Here is a 22,054-nt window from a genome sequence, read left to right as displayed (position 1 = left end):
CGATGAATCTGGAGCTCAGCGAGGAGCAGTCCGCCGTACGGCAGCTGGCCAAGGACTTCGTGGCCCGCGAGATCGCCCCGCACGTCATCGAGTGGGACCGCGCCGAGAGCGTGGACCGGTCCATCGTGAAGAAGCTCGGCGAGGTCGGCTTCCTCGGGCTCACCGTCGACGAGGAGTACGGCGGCTCGGGCGGCGATCATCTCGCCTACTGCCTGGTGACCGAGGAGCTGGGGCGCGGCGACTCGTCCGTGCGCGGCATCGTGTCGGTCTCCCTGGGGCTCGTGGCCAAGACCATCGCGTACTGGGGGAGCGAGGAGCAGAAGCGGCAGTGGCTGCCGGGGCTCACCTCCGGTGAGTACGTCGGCTGCTTCGGGCTCACCGAGCCCGGCACCGGGTCCGACGCGGGGAACCTCTCGACGAAGGCCGTGCGCGACGGCGACGACTACGTCATCAACGGCTCCAAGATGTTCATCACGAACGGCAGCTGGGCCGATGTCGTACTGCTCTTCGCGCGGACGAACGACACCCCCGGGCACAAGGGCGTCTCCGCCTTCCTCGTGCCGACCGACGCCCCCGGTCTGAGCCGCCGCACCATCCACGGCAAGCTCGGCCTGCGTGGCCAGGCCACCGCCGAGCTGGTCCTCCAGGACGTGCGCGTCCCGGCGTCGGCCATGATGGCGCCCGAGGGCAAGGGTTTCTCCGTCGCCATGTCGGCGCTCGCCAAGGGGCGGATGTCGGTCGCCGCCGGATGCGTGGGCATCGCCCAGGCCGCCCTGGACGCGGCGGTGTCGTACGCGGGTGAGCGCGAGCAGTTCGGCAAGTCCATCGCGGGGCACCAGCTGGTGCAGGAGCTGATCAGCGACATCGCGGTGGACGTGGACGCCGCACGCCTGCTGACCTGGCGGGTCGCCGACCTGATCGACCGCGGGCAGCCCTTCACCACGGAGTCATCCAAGGCCAAGCTGTTCGCGTCCGAGGCCGCCGTGCGCGCCGCCAACAACGCGCTCCAGGTCTTCGGCGGCTACGGCTACATCGACGAGTACCCGGCGGGCAAGCTGCTGCGCGACGCCCGCGTGATGACGCTCTACGAAGGCACGAGCCAGATCCAGAAGCTGGTCATCGGGCGGGCACTGACGGGGGTCTCGGCCTTCTGAACGTGCGCGGTGAACGTGCGCGGTGAACGCGCGTGCTGAGTAAGGGAGCTGAGTACGCGAGCTGAGTACGGGAGCGGATGTGGCGAGGCCGCTCCCGGGCGAGACTCTGATCATGAGTGAGACACCGGTCAAGCAGCAGGGCACCACCGCTTACTACGGCCAGGCGGTCGCGTCGTTCGCCGTGGCGCTCGGCGCGACGGCGGTCGGCATCTACAGCCTCGACGTGAGCGGGTGGATCCGCGCCTTCCTCGCCATTTCCGTCCTGTACCTGACGACGTCCGCGTTCACCCTCGCCAAGGTGATCCGGGACCGGCAGGAGGCGGGCCAGCTCGTCAGCCGCGTCGACCAGGCCCGCCTGGACAAGATCCTCGCCGAACACGACCCGTTCAAGCCGGTGGTCTGACCGGCGTCCTAAGCGCTTGCTCACCGTCAGGGGTATGGTGTCCTCCCGACGGGCGGAAGGAGCGTGGACGATGAGCACGGCGGAGCAGACCGAGGGCGAGGACCTGCCATGGGGCGAGGTCACGCCTGATGCGGCACGGCGGCTGCTGATCGCCGCCGTCGAGGCCTTCGCCGAGCGTGGCTACCACGCGACGACGACCCGGGACATCGCCGGCCGCGCCGGCATGAGCCCGGCGGCGCTCTACATCCACTACAAGACCAAGGAAGAGCTGCTCCACCGCATCAGCAGGATCGGCCACGACAAGGCCCTGCGGGTCCTGCGCACCGCGGCCGACGGTCCCGGCAGCGCGGCACAGCGGCTCGCCGACGCCGTACGTTCCTTCGTCCGCTGGCACGCCGACCACCACACCACCGCACGCGTGGTCCAGTACGAGCTGGACGCGCTCGGCGACGAGCACCGCACGGAGATCATCGCGCTGCGCCGCCAGTCGGACGCCGCCGTGCGGGACATGATCAACGAGGGCGTGCGGGCGGGGGAGTTCGACGTTCCCGACGTGCCCGGCACCACCCTTGCCGTGCTCTCGCTCTGCATCGACGTGGCCCGCTGGTTCAACGTCGCGGGGCAGCGGACGCCCGACGAGGTCGGCGCGCTCTACGCCGACCTCGTGCTGCGGATGGTGGGGGCCCGGGAGCAGGCCTAGTCGGGCCTGGTCAGGTCTGGCGGCAGGCGTCAGAAGTAGTAGCGGGAGACCGACTCGGCGACGCAGGCGGGCTTGTCGCCGCCCTCGCGCTCGACGGTGACCTTGGCCGTGATCTGTACGCCGCCGTCCTTGGTCTCCTCGACCTCCGTGAGCACGGCGGTCGCCCGCACCCGGGAGCCCGAGGGCACCGGCGAGGGGAAGCGGACCTTGTTGGTGCCGTAGTTGACACCCATCTTCATGCCCTCGACCCGCATGACCTGCGGCACCAGGCTCGGCAGCAGCGAAAGCGTCAGATAGCCGTGCGCGATGGTCGTCTTGAAGGGGCCCTGGGCCGCCTTCTCCGCGTCCACGTGGATCCACTGGTGGTCGCCCGTGGCGTCGGCGAACAGGTCGATCCGCTTCTGGTCGACCTCCAGCCAATCGCTGTGCCCGAGCTGCTCGCCGACTCCGGCACGCAGGTCGTCGGGCGACGCGAAGATCCTCGGCTCTGCCATGTCCCTGGCCTCCTCAAAGTATTGAACTAAGCGCTTGCTCAGCATGCGGTGTGCGCCGACGTGTGTCAACGGAACGGTCGGCGGAGGGTGACGGGCCTGCCATTAGGGTGTGAGGGGTGCCCCAGATCCCAGAGAAGATCCACGAGCTCACGGTCGGCCAGCTATCGGCCCGCAGCGGCGCGGCCGTGTCCGCCCTGCACTTCTACGAGGCCAAGGGTCTGATCTCCAGTCGCCGCACGTCGGGCAACCAGCGCCGCTACCACCGTGACGCGCTGCGCCGCGTGGCCTTCGTCCGTGCCGCCCAGCGCGTCGGTATTCCGCTCGCCACGATCCGCGAGGCGCTCGACTCGCTCCCCGAGGAGCGGACCCCCACCCGCGAGGACTGGGCGCGCCTCTCGGAGGCCTGGCGCTCCGAACTGGACAACCGCATCGCGCAGTTGGGCCGTCTGCGCGATCACCTCACGGACTGCATCGGCTGCGGCTGTCTCTCCCTGGAGAACTGCGTGCTCTCCAACCCGGACGACGTCTTCGGCGAACGCCTCACCGGCTCCCGTCTGTTGGTGGAGCGCCGGCCCCGGTCGTGAGGTCGGTCGTGACGTCGGGCGAGATGTCGGGCGTGATGTCGGGCGTGATGTCGGGCGTGACCTCGGTCCGTTCCTTCGGTCCCAGATGGCGGAAGGTCAGGCTCAGGAGCACCGCGGCGAGCGCGCCCGCCGCCACTCCGCTGCCGAGGATCGTGTGCGCCCAGGACGGCAGCGGCGCGTACAGCTCGGGGGTCATCACCGGCAGCAGCCCCACGACGAGGGCCAGGGCGACGACCACGCTGTCCGTGCCGTGCGTGAGGTCGACCCGGGACAGCATGCTGAAGCCGAGGACGGCGATCACCGTGTAGATCACCAGACCCGCGGCGCCGACCACCGGTTCGGGAATGGCGGCGAGCAGCCGGGTCAGCGGTGTCAGGAGGCCGCAGACGACGAGCAGCACGCCCGCGCCCGCCGTGACGAACCGGCTGCGTACGCGCGTCAGTTGGACGATGCCGATGTTCTCGGCGCTGGTCACCATCAGGGACGTACCGAAAACCCCCGCGCCCAGGGAGACGAGGGCGTCGGCGCGGGCGATGCGCGGCACGTCCCGGCCCGCGTCCGGGGTGCGGCCGACCGCCTCGCTGTTGAGCACGGTCTGCCCGGTGGCCTCGGCGAGCGAGGCGAGCGAGAAGACGAGCAGCGGGATCGCGGCGAGCAGGTCGAAGTGCGGGGTGCCGTAGGGGAAGGGGTCCGGCAGTGCGAACGCGGCGCCCGACGCGAGGTGGATGTCCGTGCCGAGCAGGAGCGCGATGAGCGTGCCGCCCGCGAGGCCGAAGAGCACCGCCATCTGCCGCCATACGCCCCGCAGCACGAGGAAGAGGACCGCGATGACGCCGAGCGTCGCGAAGCCCGCGCCGGGGCCCGACGCCACCATCGGCGCGGTCACCTTGATCATGTTGATGCCGATCAGGACGACCGTCGTCCCCATCACGAGCGGCGGGAACAGCCGGACCACCCTTCCGTAGAAGGGAAGTACGCAGATCAGGAACACGGCGGCGATCAGTACGGAGCCGGACGCCGTCGCGGCCCCGTACTCCTTCCCGATCTGCAGGAAGATCGCCACCGCGGCCCCGCCCGGCAGCATCAGGAACGGCAGCCGGGCGCCGACGCGCAGCGCCCGCACCCCGAGGGACTGGAGCAGCGCCCCGATGCCGCACAGGACAAGGGTGGCGCTGAGCAGCGAGGCCGTCTGGCCGGTGGTCAGGCGCAGCGTCGTACCGATCAGGATCACCGAGGAGACGGGGGCCGCGATCCCGGCGAGGAGGTGCTGGACGGCGAGCGGTACGAGGCGCGGCAGTGGGATGCGCTCGTCGACGGCGGCGACCACGGGGCTCAGCCCTTCGCTGGTGCGAGGGGGAGGCCGAGGGTGAGCCAGGGGAGTTCGGACGCGGCGTAGCGGTAGGCGCGGAACACGGCGTTCGGCTCGGACGGGAAGAGCTTGCGGACCTCTTCCTCCTCGTAGCCGCCGAAGAACGGCACGACGTACTCCCAGCACAGATAGCCGTCCGCGGTGACCTCGAAGAGGCGGCCCGCGGGGGAGTCGGTGATCAGGGTGTTGCCGTTCGGGAGGCGCTGGGCGCTGCCCATGAACGGCGCGAAGAACGACTCGCGGGCCGGGTCGTGGTACTCCCAGACGACCTTGCCGCTCGCCCGCTCGATCTCGATGACCCGGCTGAACGGCACGTCCCAGTGCGGCCGGAACACGCCGTTGTCGAAGACGAGGAAGTTGCCGTCTCCCAGTTCGGTGGGGCAGTGCTGCTGGGAGACGACGCCGGGTTCGGAGCGCCAGATGATGTCGCCCGTCTCGCGGGAGATGACCACGACGGCGGAGACCGAGCGGAAGCTGGCGAGGATGTTGCCGTCGCTGGTCGGCAGGACGCTGTTGATCAGCGGGTAGTGCTCGCGGGCGTAGTCCGGGTGGAGCGGGAAGTCGGCGCGGTCGAGGTGCTCGGAGACCTTCCACTCCCAGGTGGTGTTCCCCTCGGCGTCCACCTCGACGATGGTGTCGGCCCAGACGGTGCCTTCGGCCTCGGAGCCGGGCATTCCGCCGCGGACCGCGTCCGCGTCCGCGCCGGTCAGGGGCTCGAGGGCGGTGTAGAGGATCCGTCCGTCGCCGTAGTGGTGGGCGTCGTGGTGCTGGAAGCGGTCGCGGTGCTCGCGCAGGACCGTGCCGTCCGGGGCGATCTCCTGCATGATCCCGCCGCGGTACTTGTGCCACATGGGGAAGAGCGCGGGCTCGTCGGGGAGTACGCCGTTGTAGGCGAGGTTCCCGTTCGGCAGGATCCGGGCGTGGCGGCCCGGGCGGTGCGGGAGGTTCCACCGGTGGGCGATCTCGCCGTGGGCGTCGATCAGATAGACCTCGCCGCCGCCGGTGAGCGGGGCGAAGAGGGTGTAGCCGCCGTAACTGGCGTCCTCGTCCAGGGCCATCAGGCCGGTGCCGCGGCGGCGGCGCTGGTTCTGGTCCACGGAGGTCATGGGGGTCATGGGGGCCGTCCTCTCGTCGTCTCTGTTGCTTAATTTTATTAAGCAGTGCGGAAGACGTTAACCCAGGAGATAGGCTTCGCGATATGGGTACGAGTGATGCGGGCGCCCCGCAGATCGGTCCCGGGATCCGCAGGCTCCGCCGCGCCCTGGATCTGACGCTGGCCGATGTGGCGGCGCGGGCGGGGGTGTCGGCGCCCTTCCTCAGCCAGGTGGAGAACGGCCGCTCCCGCCCCAGCATGGGATCGCTCCAGCGCATCGCCGACGCCCTGGACACGACGGCCGTCCAGCTCCTCGCCTCTGCGGATCCGCCGCGCCCGGTGGACGTGGTGCGCGGTGGATCGGCGTCCGTGAGTGAGGGGGAGGGCGCTCGCGAGGCGCGGATGCGGCCGCTGGTGCGGGGTCATCAGCGGCTGCACGCGCTGGAGTTCACCGGGGACCACGACTGGGGTCGCGAGTACCGCCACCGGGGCGACGAGATCCTGTACGTCGCGGACGGCTCGGCCGAGGTGGAGGCGGACGGCTCGGTCTACCGCCTGGACCGAGGCGACACGCTGTACTGCGCGGCCGAACTGCCGCACCGGTGGCGTCCGTTGGAGGAGGGGACGCGGGTGCTTGTGGTGGGGATCGCGGACGGGGTACGGGTTACGGACGCGGGGGGCGGCTGAGTCGGCGGGTGCGGGTGCGGGTGCGGTGCGTGTCCGTTGTGGGGGCGGGGCCGCGACGGTGTGTCCGTACTCGCCATCCACCGGTGGGCGCGTGGGTGCTTCGGCACCGGAGCGTCGCGAACTGTGCTTCGGCGGGTGCGGGGCGTGCTCGTCTCGGGGGCGGGGCCGCGCCGGGATGTCCGTCCTCGCCATCCGCTGGTGGGCGTGTGTCTGCTTCGGCGGGGGAGTGCTGCTTACCGTGCTCCGGGCGGAAATCCCGACACGTCCCCTCACGAGCGCTGCCGACTGCGGGTGCGTGGGGCTGGTCCGCCGTGGCTGTGCGCGTCGCGCCCCTGCCGCCGTCCACTGCCCCGGGTGCGACCAGCCAACCCGCCCACCCCGCCTCGCCCCGGCGCGTGCAGATCGCCCACCCGCCTCGGCCGCAATGTGCGCATCCCCGCCCCACCCGCTCTGATCCCACCCACCCCCGTGTGTGCAGATACCCCACCCACCCTGGCCGCTGCACGCGCGCCCCCCCGGCCCCACCCGCGCCCATCCACCCTTTGGCATCGCGGGGCAATCGGGCGGGTGGGCGGGAAAGCCTGTGCGTCTAGGGCTGGATGCGGGGTGATCGGGCGGGTGGGTGGGAGAGGTTTGTTCGGCATCGCCCGGTGCCGGAGGTATGGGCATGGCCCCGCCCCGGCACCGGGGTGCCGCTCCCCCGACGGAGTCACTCGTACTCCGTGCCGCCCTTGCGGGTCAGGTACGCGGGGCTGACCGCCTTGGCGATGGCGCGGCCCCCGGTTATGGGCGAGTACCGCTCCGTCGCGGGGCGGATCACCACCCCCTCGCGCAGGTGAAGGCCCCGGCCCGACACCGTCTCCCGCCCAGAGGCAAGCTCCAGGACGCGCTCGGCGTCGTACGGACCCTCGTACAGGCGTGGTACCAGCGGCAGTCGGCCGTCCAGGACGGTCGCCGGGTCCAGCCAACTGACCTCGCCGTCGATCTCCGCGCTCACGTCGAAAACGGCGTAGCCCAGCGTCTCGCGCCGCCCGTCAGCGCCGTACGTCAGGTCCTGGACCCCGTCTCCGTACACCTCGCCGAAGATGCCGACCCGGCGCGCCCCGAGCCGCTCCGCCAGCGCGGCAGCCGCGCCCGCCACCCCGTGCCCGTGGATCGCGCGCCAGTAGAGATTGCGCTCATCCTCCTTCAGCGCGAGGGACTTGGAGCCGAAGCCCTTCGATGAGACATGCACCCGGCCGCCCCGGTCGCCCTCCCGAGCCACGTACGTCAGCAGGCAGGCGGAACCGTGCAGCTTCTCCGTGACGGCCACCGGCTCGCCGGGCGCGAAGACGTCCGGGTAGCGCTGGACGTTCTCGATGTCGACCCAAGGCAGCAGATCGGGCGCGGACTCGACGTCACCGCTCATGGTGGGCGGGATCGGCGGCACCCATTTCACGACGCCCAACCGCTCCGTGAAGTCCGTGCCCCGCGCCGCGGCCCGCGCCAGGTCGACCTCCGCCAGCGCACGCGGCCGGCACACGATGCCCTGCGACAGCTCACCCCGCAGCCGTACGGCCTTCACCCGGTCCGACTTGCCGCCCGCGAGCCGCCCGGTGAGCCCCAGTTCCTCGATCAGCTCCGCGGGAAGCACGGACTGCTCGGGGATGTAGAGGGCCACGTCGCCGGTGCGGTACGCGCCCTTGGCCACGACCGCGCGATACAGGCCCACCTGGGCCAGTTCGAGCGCGTCGGCGTTGGGATGCTCGTGGATGGTCAGCACTTCGGCGGTGACGCGCAGCGTCGACATGGAACGGGCTCCTTTACGTCTGTCATCGACGTCAACTGTGCCGATGACAAAGCGCTGGAGCGATCGAATATGTGGCTGGTAGCGTCGCGCCCGCCCTTTGTGCGCGCTCCTACGGGGACAGCGTGCTCAGTACGGAAAGCGCCGTCTCCACCAACTGCGCGTTGGACGTCGCCCGTTCCCCGTCCGGCAGGACCAGTGTGTCCTCCAGGCCGATGCGGGTTGCCAGTCCCAGGCGTCCGGAGAGGCGCAGCACCGGCCACGTGCCGCCCTCCTCCCCGTGCAGCAGTACGGGACGGCCGTGCGCCTCGCCTATCACGGCGAGGAGAGCCCGGGCCGAATCGCGGGCTGTGGTGGGGTCGGGGTCCATCACCTCCGCGAGGACCCGAAGGACCCGGGGGCCTAGCGCGGACGCGGCGAAGCGTTCCCCGCCGTCCGTCCCTGACCAGATGCCCGCCTCGACCCCCACGCCCCGGTCGAGCAGCGTCCTGGCCACCGCTTCCGCGCCCGGCTCGTGCCAGTTGACCGACGCGTGGTCGGGAAGCACCGTCCACGCGCGGATGTCCGCCACCCGCTTGTCCGGGTCCGGTTCCGCCCAGGAGCCTGTGGTCACCCCGACGGGTACGGAGGTCACGGCGCGGATCGCTTCCAGCGTGGCCGCAACCGCACGGGGCGCCAAAGTGTCTTGCCCACAAGGGGACTTGGGGTGTACATGAACATCCCGAGCGCCCGCCGTGACCGCCTGGGCCACGGACTGGGCCATCGCATCGGGCGACATGGGGATCAGCGCGCCATCGCCCGCGCCGCGGGCGCCGTTCACACATACCTGCATCACCACAGGACAGCACAGACGAGGACACACAGGGGGAGGGCCGATGGGAATCGCCATCTGTTCGTTGAAGTGGGACGCCGCCCGTACGGGGCCACAGAAGATCACGTACGACAGCGACGGCTACCACCTCGTGCGGTTTCCGTACCAGGACGCCGAGGAGTCGTACGACCCGTGGCGCATGCACGACCCCGGCAAGGGCGGCACGAGCCAGTCCCGGTTCCCCGACGCCCGGTCCGGGCTCATCTGGCCGAGCCACGACGGCTGGGGCACCCTGTCGGCGATGATCTTCTGGCAGTCGAACGACCGGCCCACCGAGTACCGCGCACGCTACGTGCGCGATCCGCTCGGCGGCTCCACGGGGTACGACTCGACGGCCACCACCGACTGGGTGCCCACCAGAGGCGGGCAGTACAGAACCCACACCTGGCAGATGTTCGTGCATCCGCGGACACCGGTCGGCCTGAAGATATCGGCACGCGGCGCGGGCGACGTGAAGATCGCCGCGCCGCTCATGCTCGCCGAGTTCAAACTGGCCATCCAGTGGGACGTCTCGACGCCCACGCCCTAGCCGCCGCTGCGGCAAGGCGTCACGCCGAGACCAACGGCCGTTCCCGTCGTGCCCGCGCCCGCGCCATGGCGGCGGGTGTGAGCACCGGGTCGGGCACGACTATTCCGCAGCCCGTGCAGACGGCGCCCGCCGAGGGCTCGTGCGCGAGGCCGTGTGTCCAGACGAGGTCGGAGCGGGCGCACACCGGGCAGCCCGTGCCCGGATCCCGCTCAAGGGCCGCGATCAGTCGGCTAAGTACCTCGGCCAGTGATCCGGAGGGGTGGACTCCGGGGTTGTCGCACCAGGCGACCCCGAACCCTCCCCAGGTGCACCGGTGCCAGTCGTCCACGCTGCCGGGCCGGCGAAGACCGTCGTGCTTCTCCTTGCGGCGGCGCTCCGCGAAGCCCTCCTCGTAGGCGAGCCAGACCGCCCGCGCCGCTTCCAGTTCATCGAGCGCGGCCACCAGCCGCGCCGGGTCGGGCGACCGGTCCTCGGGTCCGAAGCCCGCTCGGGAGCTCAGATGGTCCCAGGTCGCCCGGTGGCCGTAAGGGGCGAACCTCTCCAGGCACTTGCGCAGCGAGTACCGTCGCAGTGCCATATCGCTCAGCGGATCACGCACCTGTCTCGCGAGACTCCGGAATCCGGCCATCGCCCTGCACCTCCGTCGCACGTTCTCGGACGTTGCCGAGTAGACGTATCGACACGCGATTCGGCTCCCTCGACTTCTATCCGATTTTCGATGGCAGACATAAGACGGCGGTGAGCTGGAGCTATGTGCTGTTTTTGAAAAGGCGACGCATGTTCATCTTCCGGGATCGGCAACCCGCCAGTAACCTCCGCCTCACCTTCTCCCCACAGGAGCACAAGCGGAGCCCAGAGGAGCACACATGCGACGACGCATCGTCCGGCTCAGAACCCTCACCGCCAGCGCGGCACTAGCACTCGCCGCGTCCCTCCTCACGCCGCAGCCGGGTTCGGCCGCCGACGAGCCCCCACCGGCCACCGACTACTGCGAGGGGCAGTGCGCGGACGTCCTTCCGCCCGGCGCGAACGGCAACGCCACACTCGCCGAGATACTCAGTCACCGCGTTTTCGGCACGCAACCCGCACATGCGGAAGACCAGTTGGGGCCGTACGACAAGCTCTCCTCCGGCTATCCTTCGCTCACCGACGACAAGCTGACGGAGTTCTTCAACGACGCGTCCTTCGGCGTCCGCGACGGCCAGGCCGCCTCCGTCACCAAACCGCGCGACGACGTGACGATCACCCGGGACAAGAAGTACGGCATCCCGCACATCAAGGGCAGCACGCGCTACGGCACCGAGTTCGGCGCGGGCTTCGCCGCCGGGCAGGACCGGCTCTGGCTCATCGACCTGTTCCGGCACATCGGCCGCGGCGAGCTCACCTCGTTCGCGGGCGGCGCACTGGCGAACCAGGGTCTTGAGCAACAGTTCTGGCCACAGGCCCCGTACGAGGAGAAGGACCTGGAGAAGCAGGTCGAGTACATCAAGACGAGTCAGGGCGAGCGCGGCAAGCAGGCCATGGAGGACGCCCAGGCCTACATCGACGGGCTCAACGCCTACCGCGTGAAGTCCAAGAACGGCCGCTACTTCCCCGGCGAGTACGTCCTCACCGGCAAGATCGACGCGATCACCAACATCGGCGAGATCGCGCCCTTCAAGGTCACCGACATGATCGCGCTCGCGTCCGTCGTCGGCGGGCTCTTCGGCAACGGCGGCGGCGGAGAGGTCGACGCGGCCCTCTCGCTGCTCACGTCACAGCAGAAGTACGGCGTCGAGAAGGGCACGAAGGTCTGGGAGTCCTTCCGCGCCCGCAACGACCCCGAGGCCGTGCAGACCATCCACGACGGCACGAGCTTCCCGTACGCGGGCAAGCCGGCGAACGCGCGCGGCACCGCGATGCCCGACCCCGGTTCGGTCGAGCGCGAACAGCTCGTCTTCGACCGTGAGGGCGGCGCCAAGACCGCCGCCAAGGACCCGGTGAAGGCGCCCAAGAAGCTCGAACCGCTCCAGGGGATGTACGACGACGGCGTGCTGCCCGCCGACCTGTTCAAGAAGGACGGCCAGAAGAAGGGCATGTCGAACGCGCTCGTGGTCTCCGCGAAGCACACCGCGAGCGGAAACCCGGTCGCCGTCTTCGGCCCGCAGACCGGCTACTTCGCCCCCCAGCTCCTCATGCAGCAGGAGCTCCAGGGCCCCGGCATCAGCGCGCGCGGCGTCTCCTTCGCGGGCGTCGGCATGTACGTCCAGCTGGGGCGCGGCCAGGACTACGCCTGGTCGGCCACGTCCGCGGGGCAGGACATCACGGACACGTACGCCGTCGAGCTGTGCGAACCGGGCGGCGGCGCCCCCACCAAGCAGTCCACCCACTACCTCCACCACGGCACCTGCACGCCCATGGAGAAGCTGGAGCGCAAGAACGCCTGGAAGCCGACCGTCGCCGACTCTACGGCCGCGGGCTCCTACCGCATGCAGGTGTTCCGCACGAAGTACGGCGTCGTGACGCACCGCGCGAGCGTCGAGGGCAAACCGGTCGCGTACGTCTCGCTGCGCTCCACCTACCGCCACGAGGCCGACTCGATCATCGGCTTCCAGATGCTCAACGACCCGACGTACGTCAAGGACGCCTCGACCTTCAAGAAGGCCGCCCAGAGCATCAGCTACGCCTTCAACTGGTTCTACGCCGACTCGCGCGACACGGCGTACTACAACAGCGGCGCCAACCCGGAGCGCGCCAAGGACATCGACCCCGCTCTGCCGATCAAGGCCCAACAGGCCAATGAATGGCAGGACTTCGACCCGGAGAACAACACCTCGAAGCAGACCCCGCCTGCCGAGCACCCGCAGTCCGTCAACCAGGACTACTACATCTCCTGGAACAACAAACAGGCCAAGGACTTCAGCACGGCGGGCTTCGGCATCAGCGCCGTGCACCGCGGCGACCTGCTCGACGGGCGGGTGAAGAAGCTCACCGAGAAGGGCGGCGTCACGCGGGCCTCGCTGACCCAGGCCATGTCGGAGGCCGCGGTCACCGACCTGCGCGGTGAGCAGGTGCTCCCCGAGCTGCTCAAGGTGGTGCGGAGCAAGCCCGTCACCGACCCGCAGCAGGCCAAGGCCGTACAGCAGTTGGAGGCATGGCAGAAGGCCGGGGCGCAGCGCAACCAGACGGCGGCGGGCTCCAAGACGTACGCACACCCCGACGCCGTACGCGTCATGGACGCCTGGTGGCCCCTGCTGATCGAGGCCGAGTTCAAGCCGGGCATGGGCAAGGATCTCTACGACTCGCTGACGGCGCAGCTCGGCACCGACGAGTCACCCTCCGCCGGGCACGGCCCGACCGGGGCGCACGCCGGATCGGCCTTCCAGTACGGCTGGTGGGGCTTCGCGGACAAGGATCTGCGGGCGGTCCTCGGAGAGCCCGTGAAGGGCGAGCTCGGCGAGAAGTACTGCGGCGAGGGGAAGCTGGACGCCTGCCGTGACGCGCTCCTGGCCACCCTCACGCAGGCAGTCGCCAAGCCCGCGAACGAGGTCTACCCCGGGGACGACAGCTGCTCGGCGGGCGACCAGTGGTGCGCGGACTCGGTCATCCACCGAGCGCTCGGCGGCATCACGCACGGGCCGATCCAGTGGCAGAACCGGCCCACGTACCAGCAGGTCGTCGAGTTCCCCAAGCACCGCTAGAGGAAGAGGAGTCAGTTACGTCCGGGGGATCCGTCCTGCGGCGAACACGACACGCGCCAGCTCCTCGTGGCAGATGTCGCTGTGTGCGCCGGCGGGCGGACCCCCGCGCCGCACCACCGCCGACGCGTCCACGCTCACGCACCCCTTGGCGGGGATCGCCCGGCCCAGCTTGACGCGCTTGGCACCGTCCACCGCCCGGATGCCGTCGTACCCGATGGCGCCCCAGCGCTCCCAGATGCCGAGGAAGGTCGAGGAGTCACCGGCGAGCTTCGACGCCAGGGGATAGATCTTGCCCAGGGCGTCGTCGTGGCGGGAGTAGCAGGCGACCAGGGGGCCGTCGATCCGCCGCTGCATCCCGTTGAGCGCGCCGCCGCGTGAGGGAGCGTGCGGAAGCCGTTTGGAGAACGCGTAGTGCGAGAAGGCCCCTTGGAGCAGCGTGGTGGACTTCACGGTGCGCACCGACGCGGGCATCCCGCGCAGCGCGTACGCCACGAGGCGCGCGCCGAAGCTGTGCCCGATGAGATGCACCCGCACGTCCGGCGCCTCACGGGCGAGCAGCCCGATCGCCGGACCGAGACCCAGCTGGCCGACCGATCCCGCCCGGCGTTTCATGGCGTAGTAGCTGGCCTGGCGCAGGAGTTCGTGCGCCCCGTTCCAGAGCCGTTTGCGCAGGCTGCCGAAGAGTTCCTGCTGCCCTGTGCCCTCCATCGCCGCGGCGAATATCTGGCAGACCTCGACCGCGTCGTCGGTCAGCATGGCGGGCACGCCCGTCCAGGTGTCGTCGGCGAAGCGGTGGGCGGCGCTGTTCTGGTGCACGGCGACGAGGTTGCGTACGAGGCGTCCGTACTCGTAGAGGCGCGACTGCACCTCTGACCGCTCGGCCAACAGGGCGCTGATCCGATCGAGTTGGGCGTCGTGGTCGGGGAACGTGCCTGACAGGAGACGCATGGTCGGCTCGTCGAGCAGGGGTCCCGCGCCCGGCGTCGGGCCAGGACCGGTGGCCGTGACCGAGGGCTCGTAGTCCGGGATCCGCTCGTCGGGGAAGCGGATGGCGGGCCAGAGCACTCCCACGTACCCCAGCCGTACGTGCGGTCCCGCGAGCTCCTGGCACGGCGTGAAGAAGCGCCGGTAGAGGTCGGTTGCCATGGCGTGGTCGTTGTTCCAGCCGTGCGCGAGGACGAGGAGATCGGTGACGCGCTCACGGGGCACCTCGGCGATGAGGCGGTCGCGCTGCGTGGTGTCGACGTCCCCGTCGGCGTCGAAGGTCAATTCCCAGTAGGGCTCCACACGACCATCGTCGCGCGGCCCCGGTGTACTGACCAGATCTCTCGCAGGGGAAGCTACGCCAGCTCACGCTCGCGCGTTTCGGGCAGCGCGAGAACACACACCAGGGAGACGACCGCCATCGCGCTCACGTACCAGCCCACCGACGAGGAGCCGAACGCGGACTGCAGCCGCGTCGCCACCAGCGGGGAGACCGCGCCGCCAAGCACGCCGCCCAGGTTGTAGGCGAGCGAGGCGCCCGAGTAGCGCACGTTCGTGCCGAACAGCTCCGGCAGATACGCGCCCATCGGCCCGTACACCACGCCCATGCAGAACAGCGCGCCGCCGATCGCGAGGGCCATGAGCACCGGCTGCTCGGTGTCCAGGAGCGGGAAGAGCACCAGGCCCCACACCACCGCGAGCCCGGCACCCAAGATGATCAGCTTGCGGCGGCCGACGCCGTCGGAGCGGGTCGCGGCGAGCCACGTACCGGCCGCGAGGAAGAGGCAGGCGACCAGCGAGAGCCCCAGTATGGTGTTGCGGGAGACACCCAGAGTGCCGGTGGAGTAGGCGAGGCAGTAGGTCGTCGCCGTGTAGAAGAGGCCGTACGCGACGATCATCCCGCCCGCGCCGAGCAGCAGTTCGCGCGGGTAGCGCCGCAGCACGTCGAGCGTGGGGACCTTGCTCGCCTCCTGCGCGTCCATGACCTTCGCGAAGACCGGAGTCTCGCTGATGCGCATGCGCACGAAGAGCCCGACGCCGACAAGGAGGAAGGAGAGCAGGAACGGCACGCGCCAGCCCCAGGCCCTGAACGCGTCGTCGGACAGGACGGCGGAGAGCAGCCAGAAGACGCCGGTCGCCGCGAAGAAGCCGACGGACGGGCCGAGTTGGGGGAAGGCCGCGTAGAGACCGCGCTTCTTCTTCGGCGCGTGCTCCACCGCGAGCAGCGCGGCCCCGCCCCACTCGCCGCCGAGCCCGATGCCCTGAAGGAAGCGCAGCAGGATCAGCAGGATCGGCGCCCAGATCCCCAACGTGCCGTAGCCGGGCAGGAGCCCGACGAGCGCCGTCGAGAGACCCATGAGCAGCAGCGAGGCCACGAGCACCGACTTGCGCCCGACCCGGTCGCCGAAGTGCCCGAAGACCACCGAGCCGATGGGCCGCGCCGCGAACGCCACCGCGTAGGTGGAGAACGAGGCGAGGGTGGCGTTGACCGGGTCCAGGGTCGGGAAGAACGCCTCGTTCAGGACGAGTGCGGCCGCCGTGCCGTAGATGTAGAAGTCGTAGAACTCGATGGCCGTCCCGATGAACGACGCCACGGCCACCCGGCGCAGGCTCTCGGAGCTCCCGTCCTGCTGGGGGTCGGCGCCCGCCTTGTGGTCGGCGTCCGGCTGAGGGGCGGCGTCCTGCGGAGACTTGTCTGGTGAGATCGCGTCGCTGTGCACGAGCGGCACTCTCACGGTGGATGTAGGGACCAGTCAATCCCTCGAACGGCTCGTCTCGGTCATTGAGACTGGCGGTGAGCTGCGGTGACGCGGTGCAGATGGATGAGGATGTCGTGCGTGGGCGCGAGCCGGATCTTGTGGGGCCCGTCCGGGAACGCCGTCCCGATGCTCTGGGTCAGCCGTCCCTTGCCCAGCCACTTCCTGGCGGTCGCCGGGGCGGTCCGCATGTCGAGGAAGTAGTCGTCGTGGCGCACCTTGTCGAGCGTGTACTCGTTCATGCCGCGCGTGGCCGCGCCGACGGTGCGCGGCTTCCACACCTCGGAGTCCGCGCTCTGCGCCATGAGCGACCCCCGGTCGAAGGTGAACCCGATGCTGACGTACCGCTCGCCGAGCCTGTCCCGCAGGAAGGCGCCCTGCATCTTCGGGTACTGCGGGTCATAACTCTCGTACCCCACATGGGCGTTGTGGGCCGACAGGAGCACCTTGTCGCCGGTGCGCCGCTGCCACCACGCGGTGTTCTGAGCCATCAGGCGGTCGCGGTAGAGCATGCCGTCCTTGATCCCCTCGGGGGTGTCGAAGGGGAAGGCGTAGATCGTGGCGGTCTGCGAGATGGACCGGGCGTGGTGGAGAACGAAGGTGAACTCCCGCTCATCCGAAGCGGGTTGAAGGCCCTTCAGGAGCTTCAGCGCCTCCCGTGCCTTCCCGGCCAGCTCCGTCCGCTCCTCCTGGGGTCTGGCCATGTACGCGTCCCCGTCCGCGAGACGGCGGATCGGCGCGTACAGCTCGGTGATCCTGGGAAGGAGATCGGGCTCATTCGCGCGGACGTAGTCCTCCACCCCGTCGAACAGCTCGTGCCCGAGCTCGGGGTAGTTGAGGTCGTCGCCCAGGAAGCGCACCTGGCGGTCCGGGTGCTTGTCGTTGTACGCGCGCATCCACGTCAGGAGCTCTACGTACTCCTCGGTGTCCCAGGGCGTCTTCGCCAGCTCCTTGTGGACGAGCTCGCGCACGTCCCCCTCGCCCCCGTGGACGTACGCGTCGAAGCGCAGTCCCGTCGTCCAGCTGACCTCCTGGGCGAAGGTGGTGAACCCCTTCTCCTCCACGAGATAGCGGAACATCCGGTCCTTCATGGTGAAGAACTCGTGCGAACCGTGTGTGGCCTCACCCAGGCCCACCACCTTGGCGTCGCCCACCATCCGGCCCATCGCCCGCAGGTCCTTCGTGGAGCCGCCCGGGTCGGTCGAGCGCAGGGGGTGGGCCGCGCGCTCGATCGCGGGAACGGGATCCGGGTTCGCGGGCTCGGCCTGGGCGGCCTGGGGAGCGATGAGTGCCCCAAGGCCGAGCGTGCCCACCAATGCCAGGGGGACTGTGCGGCGTGCTGTCCGTGCCATGCCGGCTCTCCTCAACTCGGGTGTACGGAGCTGAAGATCACGATCCTGGTCCATCAGGGGTGCCCGCCATCCGGCAAGCCCCCCTTCCGTGGGTGGGGAATTCCCTAGCGGTAGTGCAGATACCGCCTCCGCACGGCACGGAAGCGCGCGAGGTCGTCCTGCCAGCCGCCCACCACCTCGTCCGTGCCCGCGCCCGCGTCGATCATGGTGCGGACCCGCGTCGAGCCCGTCAGCTTGTCGATCCAGTTGTCGGAGCGCCAGGCGAAACCGCTCCACACCTTCTTGGCGGTCACCAGGAGCGCGATGCCGGTGCGCACCGGGTCGTACGACTCCCTGTCGTGCACGTGGAGCTGGACGCCGCCGATCGTCCTGCCCTGGAACTTGGAGAACGTCGGCGCGAAGTAGGCCTCCCTGAAGTGCACCCCGCGCAGTCCCACGTCATTGGCGGCGGCGGCCCACTTCCGGTCGATGCCCTCCGCGCCGAGCAGCTCGAAGGGGCGGGTCGTGCCGCGCCCCTCGGAGAGGTTCGTGCCCTCGAAGAGGCAGGTGCCGCTGTAGACGAGGGCGGTGTCGGGCGTGGGCATGTTCGGGCTCGGCGGCACCCACGGCAGCTCGGAGGCGTCGTAGAAGTCCGAGCGCTTCCACCCCGTCATCCGCACGGTCTCCAGCGCGGCCGGGCGTTCGAGGAACTCGCCGTTGAACAGCAGCGCGAGCTCCGTCACGGTCATCCCGTGCGCCTGCGCTATCGGCTGCCGGCCGACGAACGTCGCGAACTCCTTGTGCAGGACCGGCCCGTACGCGCCGCGCCCCGTCACCGGATTCGGCCGGTCGAGGACGACGAACCGCTTGCCCGCGAGCTCGGCGGACTCCATGCAGTCGAAGAGCGTCCAGATGTACGTGTAGAAGCGCGCCCCCGCGTCCTGGATGTCGAAGACGATCGTGTCGACGCGGGCGGCGGTGAAGATGTCGGCAAGCGCCTTGCCGCTCTTCTGGTACGTGTCGTAGACGGGAAGCCCGGTCGCCGGGTCGTCGTGGCGCCCTTCGGAGCCGCCCGCCTGGGCCGTCCCGCGGAAGCCGTGCTCGGGGCCGAACACCGCGACCAGGTTCACGCGCTCGTCCGCGTGCATGACGTCGACGATGTGGCGTACGTCCCTGGTGACGCCGGTCGGGTTGGTGACGATGCCGACCCGCTCCCCGTCCAGGAGCGCGTAGCCGTCGGCCGCGAGCCGCTCGAAGCCGGTGCGCAGTCGTCGCCCCGTGCCCGATCCGCCGCCGCCTCCCGCGGCGGCGGGGGCCGCCGATGTGGTGAGGGCCGAGGCGGTGGTGGCCGCGAGCAGGCCTCGCCTGGACAGGCTGCGTCGGGACAGGTTCATGCAGAGACCTCCGTGAGCGCGGTGGCTGTCATGGCCACGCACGCTAGCGCGCGGACCCGCGCCGGGGAACGAACCTGGCTGCCCGACCCCCTTCCCTAGCTACATACCGACTGGTTAGTCTGCGATCACAGCGGAGCCGCAGTCGAAGGAGACTGATCGTGGAGACCCTGCAGGACAAGGGAGTTGTCGTCACCGGCGCCGGAGGCGGGATCGGGGCCGCGCTGGCCCGCCGGTTCGCCGCCGCCGGGGCGCGCGTCGTGGTCAACGACCTGGACGCCGCCAAGGCCAGGGCGGTGGCCGACGAGATCGGCGCCGTCGCCGTGCCGGGGGACGCGTCCACGATCGTGCCGGAGGCGAGAGAGGCCCTCAGCGGCACCGTCGACGTGTACTGCGCCAACGCGGGCCTCGGCTCGGGCGGCTCCGAGGCGGCGCCTGAGGAGGTCTGGGCCGCGGCCTGGGACGTCAACGTCATGGCCCATGTCCGCGCGGCCCACGCGCTGCTCCCCGAGTGGCTGGAGCGCGGCAGCGGCCGCTTCGTCTCCACCGTCTCGGCGGCAGGCCTGCTCACCATGATCGGCGCGGCGCCCTACAGCGTCACCAAGCACGGCGCGTACGCCTTCGCCGAGTGGCTCTCGCTCACCTACCGGCACCGCGGGATCGACGTCCACGCGATCTGTCCCCAGGGCGTGCGCACCGACATGCTCGCCGCCACCGGCACCGCGGGCGACCTCGTGCTCACGCCCACCGCGATCGAGCCCGACGACGTCGCGGACGCGCTCTTCGCCGGGATCGAGGAGAACCGCTTCCTGATCCTGCCGCACCCCGAGGTCGCCGAGTACTACCGCATCCGCGCCGCCGAACCGGACAAATGGCTCTCCGGGATGAACCACATCCAGCAGAAGTGGGAGGCGACGGAGCAGTGAGCGAGGCGACCCCGACCGCATCCATATACGCCGCCAAGCCCTGGCTCGCTCGCCTCAACGAGGCCCAGCGCGCCCCGGTCGAACCGGCCGAGTCCGTGGTGCACGCCTTCCGCGCCTCGGTGCTCAGGGCCCCCGAGCACACCGCCCTCGCCTACTTCGACGGCCGCCTGAGCTACCGCGAGGTGGACGCCCTCACCGACTCCGTCGCCGGGCACCTGGCCGCGCGCGGCCTCGCGCGGGGCGAGCGGGTCGCGATCCTCCTGCAGAACACCCCGCACTTCGTGATCGCGCTGCTCGGCGCGTGGAAGGCGGGCGCCACGGTCGTACCGGTGAACCCGATGTACAAGTCGGCGGAGGTCGGGCACGTCCTCGCGGACGCCGACGTGACCGCGCTGATCTGCTCGGACCACGCATGGGAGACGTATCTGCGCGAGAGCGCCGCACCCTCTCCCGTACGCATCGTGCTCACCGCGTGCCAGCTCGACCTGCAGACCCGGGGCGACAAGCGCGTCCTCGACTTCGAACGCCTCCCGCAGGCCGCCGACGCCGACGACCTGGTGACGGTCGCACAGCAGGGACTGCCCGCACCGGGAGACCGCAGGCTCGGCCCTTCCGACATCGCCCTGATCAGCTATACGTCGGGTACGAGCGGCACCCCCAAGGGCGCCATGAACACCCACGGCAACATCACCTACAACGCCGAGCGGCAGCGCACGGGCTCCGGCATCCCCGAAGGCGCCTGCTACTTCGCGATGGCGCCGCTCTTCCACATCACGGGCATGGTGGCGCAGGTCGCGGGCGCGCTGACCAACGCGGGCACCCTCGCGCTCGCCTACCGCTTCGAGGCCGGGGTGGTCCTGGACGCCTTCGCCGAGCACAGGCCCGCGTACACCGTGGGCCCGTCCACGGCCTTCATGGCGCTCGCCGCGCACCCCTCCGTGACGCGGGAGCACTTCGACTCCTTCGAGATGATCTCCTCGGGCGGCGCGCCGCTGCCGCCCGCCCTGGTGGAGAAGTTCCGCGCGAGTCTTGGCCCCTACCTCCACAACGGCTACGGCCTCACCGAGTGCACCGCGCCCTGCGCCTCCGTGCCGCCGGGCCTTCAGGCGCCGGTCGACCCGGTGTCCGGCACGCTGGCCGTCGGCGTCCCGGGACCGGAGACGGTCGTCAGGATCGTCGACGACCACGGCGCGGACGTGCCCTTCGGGGAGCAGGGCGAGATCACCGTGCGCGGCCCGCAGGTCGTGCCCGGGTACTGGAAGCGCCCCGACGCCACCGATGAGGCGTTCCCCGGCGGCGAGCTGCGCACCGGCGACATCGGCTTCATGGACGCCGACGGCTGGCTCTACGTGGTCGACCGCAAGAAGGACATGATCAACGCGTCCGGTTTCAAGGTCTGGCCGCGCGAGGTCGAGGACGTCCTCTACAGCCACGCGGCGGTCCGTGAGGCGGCGGTCATCGGCGTCCCGGACGACTACCGCGGCGAGACGGTCAAGGCCTACGTCAGCCTGCGACCCGGCGCGGATGCCGCACCGGACGAGCTGGCCGCGTACTGCAAGGAGCGGCTCGCCGCCTATAAATACCCGCGTGCGGTCGAGATCCTGCCGGAACTCCCGAAGACCACAAGTGGGAAGATCCTCCGGCGGGAACTGCGTTCCTCCCACAACACGGGCTCTCGGCAAGACGAGAGCTAGCCAAACTCGAAAGGCAGGTGGCGGCAGTGGCCAGGACGACGGACGGTGACGGCACGCCCGTCCCTCAGCGGCTGCTCGCCGCCGCCACGCGGCTCTTCGCCGACCGCGGCTACGACCGCACATCGGTGCAGGAGATCGTGGAGTCGGCAGGCGTCACCAAGGGCGCGCTCTACCACTACTTCGGATCCAAGGACGATCTCCTGCACGAGGTGTACGCACGCGTCCTGCGCGTGCAGCAGGAGCGTCTCGACGCCTTCGCGGACGCCGACGCGCCCATCGAGCAGCGGGTGCGGGACGCGGCGGCGGACGTGGTCGTCACGACGATCGACAATCTCGACGACGCCTCGATCTTCTTCCGCTCCATGCACCACCTGAGCCCGGAGAAGAACAAGCAGGTGCGCGCCGAGCGCCGCCGCTACCACGAGCGGTTCCGCGCGCTGATCGAGGAGGGCCAGAAGGCCGGCGTCTTCTCCGAGGCGACCCCCGCGGACCTGGTGGTGGACTACCACTTCGGCTCGGTCCACCACCTGTCCACGTGGTACCGCCCGGACGGCCCGCTCACCCAGCAGCAGGTGGCGGACCACTTGGCGGACCTGCTGCTGAGGGCGCTGCGGCCGTAGC

Annotated in this window: 20 protein-coding genes; 10 read left to right on the top strand and 10 right to left on the bottom strand. The window is 70.3% G+C overall.

Annotated features, from left to right (window positions below; all coding sequences use genetic code 11):
- Positions 1 to 2 precede the first annotated feature (2 nt).
- The 3 genes from ACWFRJ_RS17505 (at position 3) to ACWFRJ_RS17495 (ending at position 2,257) form a co-directional block, all read left to right on the top strand.
- Positions 3 to 1,154 carry an acyl-CoA dehydrogenase family protein gene (locus ACWFRJ_RS17505; protein ID WP_453530760.1) on the top strand — a complete coding sequence of 384 codons (1,152 nt, stop codon included), beginning with the start codon at positions 3 to 5 and terminating at the stop codon, positions 1,152 to 1,154.
- A 112-nt stretch (positions 1,155 to 1,266) separates the two neighbouring features.
- Positions 1,267 to 1,557 carry a YiaA/YiaB family inner membrane protein gene (locus ACWFRJ_RS17500; protein WP_453530757.1) on the top strand — a complete coding sequence of 97 codons (291 nt, stop codon included), beginning with the start codon at positions 1,267 to 1,269 and terminating at the stop codon, positions 1,555 to 1,557.
- 70 nt (positions 1,558 to 1,627) lie between these two features.
- The gene (locus ACWFRJ_RS17495; protein WP_453530754.1) at positions 1,628 to 2,257 is read left to right on the top strand and encodes a TetR/AcrR family transcriptional regulator; all 630 of its coding nucleotides are present in this window, start codon (positions 1,628 to 1,630) and stop codon (positions 2,255 to 2,257) included.
- Between the two features lie 29 nt (positions 2,258 to 2,286).
- Here the strand turns inward: ACWFRJ_RS17495 and ACWFRJ_RS17490 are convergent, their stop codons facing one another.
- The gene (locus ACWFRJ_RS17490; protein WP_453530751.1) at positions 2,287 to 2,751 is read right to left on the bottom strand and encodes a MaoC family dehydratase; all 465 of its coding nucleotides are present in this window, start codon (positions 2,749 to 2,751) and stop codon (positions 2,287 to 2,289) included.
- Positions 2,752 to 2,867: 116 nt separating this feature from the next.
- Here ACWFRJ_RS17490 and soxR point away from each other — a divergent pair, with 116 nt between their 5' ends.
- Positions 2,868 to 3,335 (top strand): redox-sensitive transcriptional activator SoxR, encoded by a 468-nt coding sequence (gene soxR / locus ACWFRJ_RS17485; RefSeq protein ID WP_453530748.1) that lies wholly within the window; start codon positions 2,868 to 2,870, stop codon positions 3,333 to 3,335.
- On the opposite strand, the gene ACWFRJ_RS17480 is transcribed toward soxR, so the two are convergent.
- Together ACWFRJ_RS17480 and ACWFRJ_RS17475 are read right to left on the bottom strand one after the other, a co-directional pair.
- Positions 3,292 to 4,662: a uracil-xanthine permease family protein gene (locus tag ACWFRJ_RS17480; protein ID WP_453530745.1), complete on the bottom strand. Its 1,371-nt coding sequence runs from the start codon at positions 4,660 to 4,662 to the stop codon at positions 3,292 to 3,294. The two genes, soxR and ACWFRJ_RS17480, sit on opposite strands and share 44 nt — an antisense overlap.
- Before the next feature lie 5 nt (positions 4,663 to 4,667).
- The gene (locus ACWFRJ_RS17475; protein ID WP_453531191.1) at positions 4,668 to 5,810 is read right to left on the bottom strand and encodes an aryl-sulfate sulfotransferase; all 1,143 of its coding nucleotides are present in this window, start codon (positions 5,808 to 5,810) and stop codon (positions 4,668 to 4,670) included.
- Between the two features lie 92 nt (positions 5,811 to 5,902).
- Here ACWFRJ_RS17475 and ACWFRJ_RS17470 point away from each other — a divergent pair, with 92 nt between their 5' ends.
- Positions 5,903 to 6,484, top strand: coding sequence for a helix-turn-helix domain-containing protein (locus ACWFRJ_RS17470; RefSeq protein ID WP_453530742.1), 582 nt, complete (start codon positions 5,903 to 5,905; stop codon positions 6,482 to 6,484).
- A 709-nt stretch (positions 6,485 to 7,193) separates the two neighbouring features.
- On the opposite strand, the gene ACWFRJ_RS17465 is transcribed toward ACWFRJ_RS17470, so the two are convergent.
- Together ACWFRJ_RS17465 and ACWFRJ_RS17460 are read right to left on the bottom strand one after the other, a co-directional pair.
- Positions 7,194 to 8,273 (bottom strand): RNA ligase (ATP), encoded by a 1,080-nt coding sequence (locus tag ACWFRJ_RS17465; RefSeq protein ID WP_453530739.1) that lies wholly within the window; start codon positions 8,271 to 8,273, stop codon positions 7,194 to 7,196.
- Between the two features lie 109 nt (positions 8,274 to 8,382).
- On the bottom strand, positions 8,383 to 9,105 hold the full coding sequence (locus tag ACWFRJ_RS17460; protein ID WP_453530736.1) for a 3-keto-5-aminohexanoate cleavage protein: 723 nt from the start codon (positions 9,103 to 9,105) through the stop codon (positions 8,383 to 8,385).
- Between the two features lie 40 nt (positions 9,106 to 9,145).
- On the opposite strand from ACWFRJ_RS17460, the gene ACWFRJ_RS17455 reads away from it, so the two are divergent.
- Positions 9,146 to 9,670, top strand: coding sequence for a hypothetical protein (locus ACWFRJ_RS17455; RefSeq protein ID WP_453530733.1), 525 nt, complete (start codon positions 9,146 to 9,148; stop codon positions 9,668 to 9,670).
- A gap of 19 nt (positions 9,671 to 9,689) precedes the next feature.
- Here ACWFRJ_RS17455 and ACWFRJ_RS17450 read toward each other — a convergent pair whose 3' ends face one another.
- Complete coding sequence (locus ACWFRJ_RS17450) at positions 9,690 to 10,298, bottom strand: hypothetical protein (protein ID WP_453530730.1); 609 nt, start codon at positions 10,296 to 10,298, stop codon at positions 9,690 to 9,692.
- 238 nt (positions 10,299 to 10,536) lie between these two features.
- On the opposite strand from ACWFRJ_RS17450, the gene ACWFRJ_RS17445 reads away from it, so the two are divergent.
- Positions 10,537 to 13,350, top strand: a complete 2,814-nt coding sequence (locus ACWFRJ_RS17445; protein WP_453530727.1) for a penicillin acylase family protein — start codon at positions 10,537 to 10,539, stop codon at positions 13,348 to 13,350.
- Between the two features lie 15 nt (positions 13,351 to 13,365).
- Here the strand turns inward: ACWFRJ_RS17445 and ACWFRJ_RS17440 are convergent, their stop codons facing one another.
- The 4 genes from ACWFRJ_RS17440 to ACWFRJ_RS17425 all read right to left on the bottom strand — a co-directional run bounded on the left by ACWFRJ_RS17440 (position 13,366) and on the right by ACWFRJ_RS17425 (position 18,816).
- Positions 13,366 to 14,637: a serine-threonine protein kinase gene (locus ACWFRJ_RS17440; RefSeq protein ID WP_453530725.1), complete on the bottom strand. Its 1,272-nt coding sequence runs from the start codon at positions 14,635 to 14,637 to the stop codon at positions 13,366 to 13,368.
- 53 nt (positions 14,638 to 14,690) lie between these two features.
- Positions 14,691 to 16,055: an MFS transporter gene (locus ACWFRJ_RS17435; RefSeq protein ID WP_453530722.1), complete on the bottom strand. Its 1,365-nt coding sequence runs from the start codon at positions 16,053 to 16,055 to the stop codon at positions 14,691 to 14,693.
- 59 nt (positions 16,056 to 16,114) lie between these two features.
- Positions 16,115 to 17,443, bottom strand: a complete 1,329-nt coding sequence (locus ACWFRJ_RS17430) for an erythromycin esterase family protein (protein ID WP_453530719.1) — start codon at positions 17,441 to 17,443, stop codon at positions 16,115 to 16,117.
- A gap of 104 nt (positions 17,444 to 17,547) precedes the next feature.
- The gene (locus tag ACWFRJ_RS17425) at positions 17,548 to 18,816 is read right to left on the bottom strand and encodes an exo-beta-N-acetylmuramidase NamZ family protein (RefSeq protein WP_453530716.1); all 1,269 of its coding nucleotides are present in this window, start codon (positions 18,814 to 18,816) and stop codon (positions 17,548 to 17,550) included.
- Between the two features lie 155 nt (positions 18,817 to 18,971).
- Here ACWFRJ_RS17425 and ACWFRJ_RS17420 point away from each other — a divergent pair, with 155 nt between their 5' ends.
- The 3 genes from ACWFRJ_RS17420 to ACWFRJ_RS17410 are packed head-to-tail and all read left to right on the top strand — an operon-like array spanning position 18,972 to position 22,053.
- Positions 18,972 to 19,739 (top strand): SDR family oxidoreductase, encoded by a 768-nt coding sequence (locus ACWFRJ_RS17420; protein WP_453531189.1) that lies wholly within the window; start codon positions 18,972 to 18,974, stop codon positions 19,737 to 19,739.
- Positions 19,685 to 21,433, top strand: a complete 1,749-nt coding sequence (locus tag ACWFRJ_RS17415; protein ID WP_453530713.1) for a class I adenylate-forming enzyme family protein — start codon at positions 19,685 to 19,687, stop codon at positions 21,431 to 21,433. The genes ACWFRJ_RS17420 and ACWFRJ_RS17415 overlap by 55 nt, the downstream gene beginning before the upstream one ends.
- Before the next feature lie 26 nt (positions 21,434 to 21,459).
- Positions 21,460 to 22,053: a TetR/AcrR family transcriptional regulator gene (locus ACWFRJ_RS17410; protein ID WP_453530710.1), complete on the top strand. Its 594-nt coding sequence runs from the start codon at positions 21,460 to 21,462 to the stop codon at positions 22,051 to 22,053.
- Position 22,054 lies beyond the last annotated feature (1 nt).

It is taken from the genome of Streptomyces sp. NPDC055239 (assembly GCF_053606205.1).
This window is presented reverse-complemented; position numbering and strand designations above follow the sequence as displayed.

What these genes read in the sequence shown, in the direction of transcription:
- ACWFRJ_RS17505 (WP_453530760.1), top strand. Translation starts at nt 3, where the DNA reads ATGAATCTGGAGCTCAGCGAGGAGCAGTCCGCCGTACGGCAGCTGGCC.
- ACWFRJ_RS17500 (WP_453530757.1), top strand. Translation starts at nt 1,267, where the DNA reads ATGAGTGAGACACCGGTCAAGCAGCAGGGCACCACCGCTTACTACGGC.
- ACWFRJ_RS17495 (WP_453530754.1), top strand. Translation starts at nt 1,628, where the DNA reads ATGAGCACGGCGGAGCAGACCGAGGGCGAGGACCTGCCATGGGGCGAG.
- ACWFRJ_RS17490 (WP_453530751.1), bottom strand. Translation starts at nt 2,751, where the DNA reads ATGGCAGAGCCGAGGATCTTCGCGTCGCCCGACGACCTGCGTGCCGGA.
- ACWFRJ_RS17475 (WP_453531191.1), bottom strand. Translation starts at nt 5,810, where the DNA reads ATGACCTCCGTGGACCAGAACCAGCGCCGCCGCCGCGGCACCGGCCTG.
- ACWFRJ_RS17470 (WP_453530742.1), top strand. Translation starts at nt 5,903, where the DNA reads ATGGGTACGAGTGATGCGGGCGCCCCGCAGATCGGTCCCGGGATCCGC.
- ACWFRJ_RS17465 (WP_453530739.1), bottom strand. Translation starts at nt 8,273, where the DNA reads ATGTCGACGCTGCGCGTCACCGCCGAAGTGCTGACCATCCACGAGCAT.
- ACWFRJ_RS17455 (WP_453530733.1), top strand. Translation starts at nt 9,146, where the DNA reads ATGGGAATCGCCATCTGTTCGTTGAAGTGGGACGCCGCCCGTACGGGG.
- ACWFRJ_RS17450 (WP_453530730.1), bottom strand. Translation starts at nt 10,298, where the DNA reads ATGGCCGGATTCCGGAGTCTCGCGAGACAGGTGCGTGATCCGCTGAGC.
- ACWFRJ_RS17445 (WP_453530727.1), top strand. Translation starts at nt 10,537, where the DNA reads ATGCGACGACGCATCGTCCGGCTCAGAACCCTCACCGCCAGCGCGGCA.
- ACWFRJ_RS17430 (WP_453530719.1), bottom strand. Translation starts at nt 17,443, where the DNA reads ATGGCACGGACAGCACGCCGCACAGTCCCCCTGGCATTGGTGGGCACG.
- ACWFRJ_RS17425 (WP_453530716.1), bottom strand. Translation starts at nt 18,816, where the DNA reads ATGAACCTGTCCCGACGCAGCCTGTCCAGGCGAGGCCTGCTCGCGGCC.
- ACWFRJ_RS17415 (WP_453530713.1), top strand. Translation starts at nt 19,685, where the DNA reads ATGGCTCTCCGGGATGAACCACATCCAGCAGAAGTGGGAGGCGACGGA.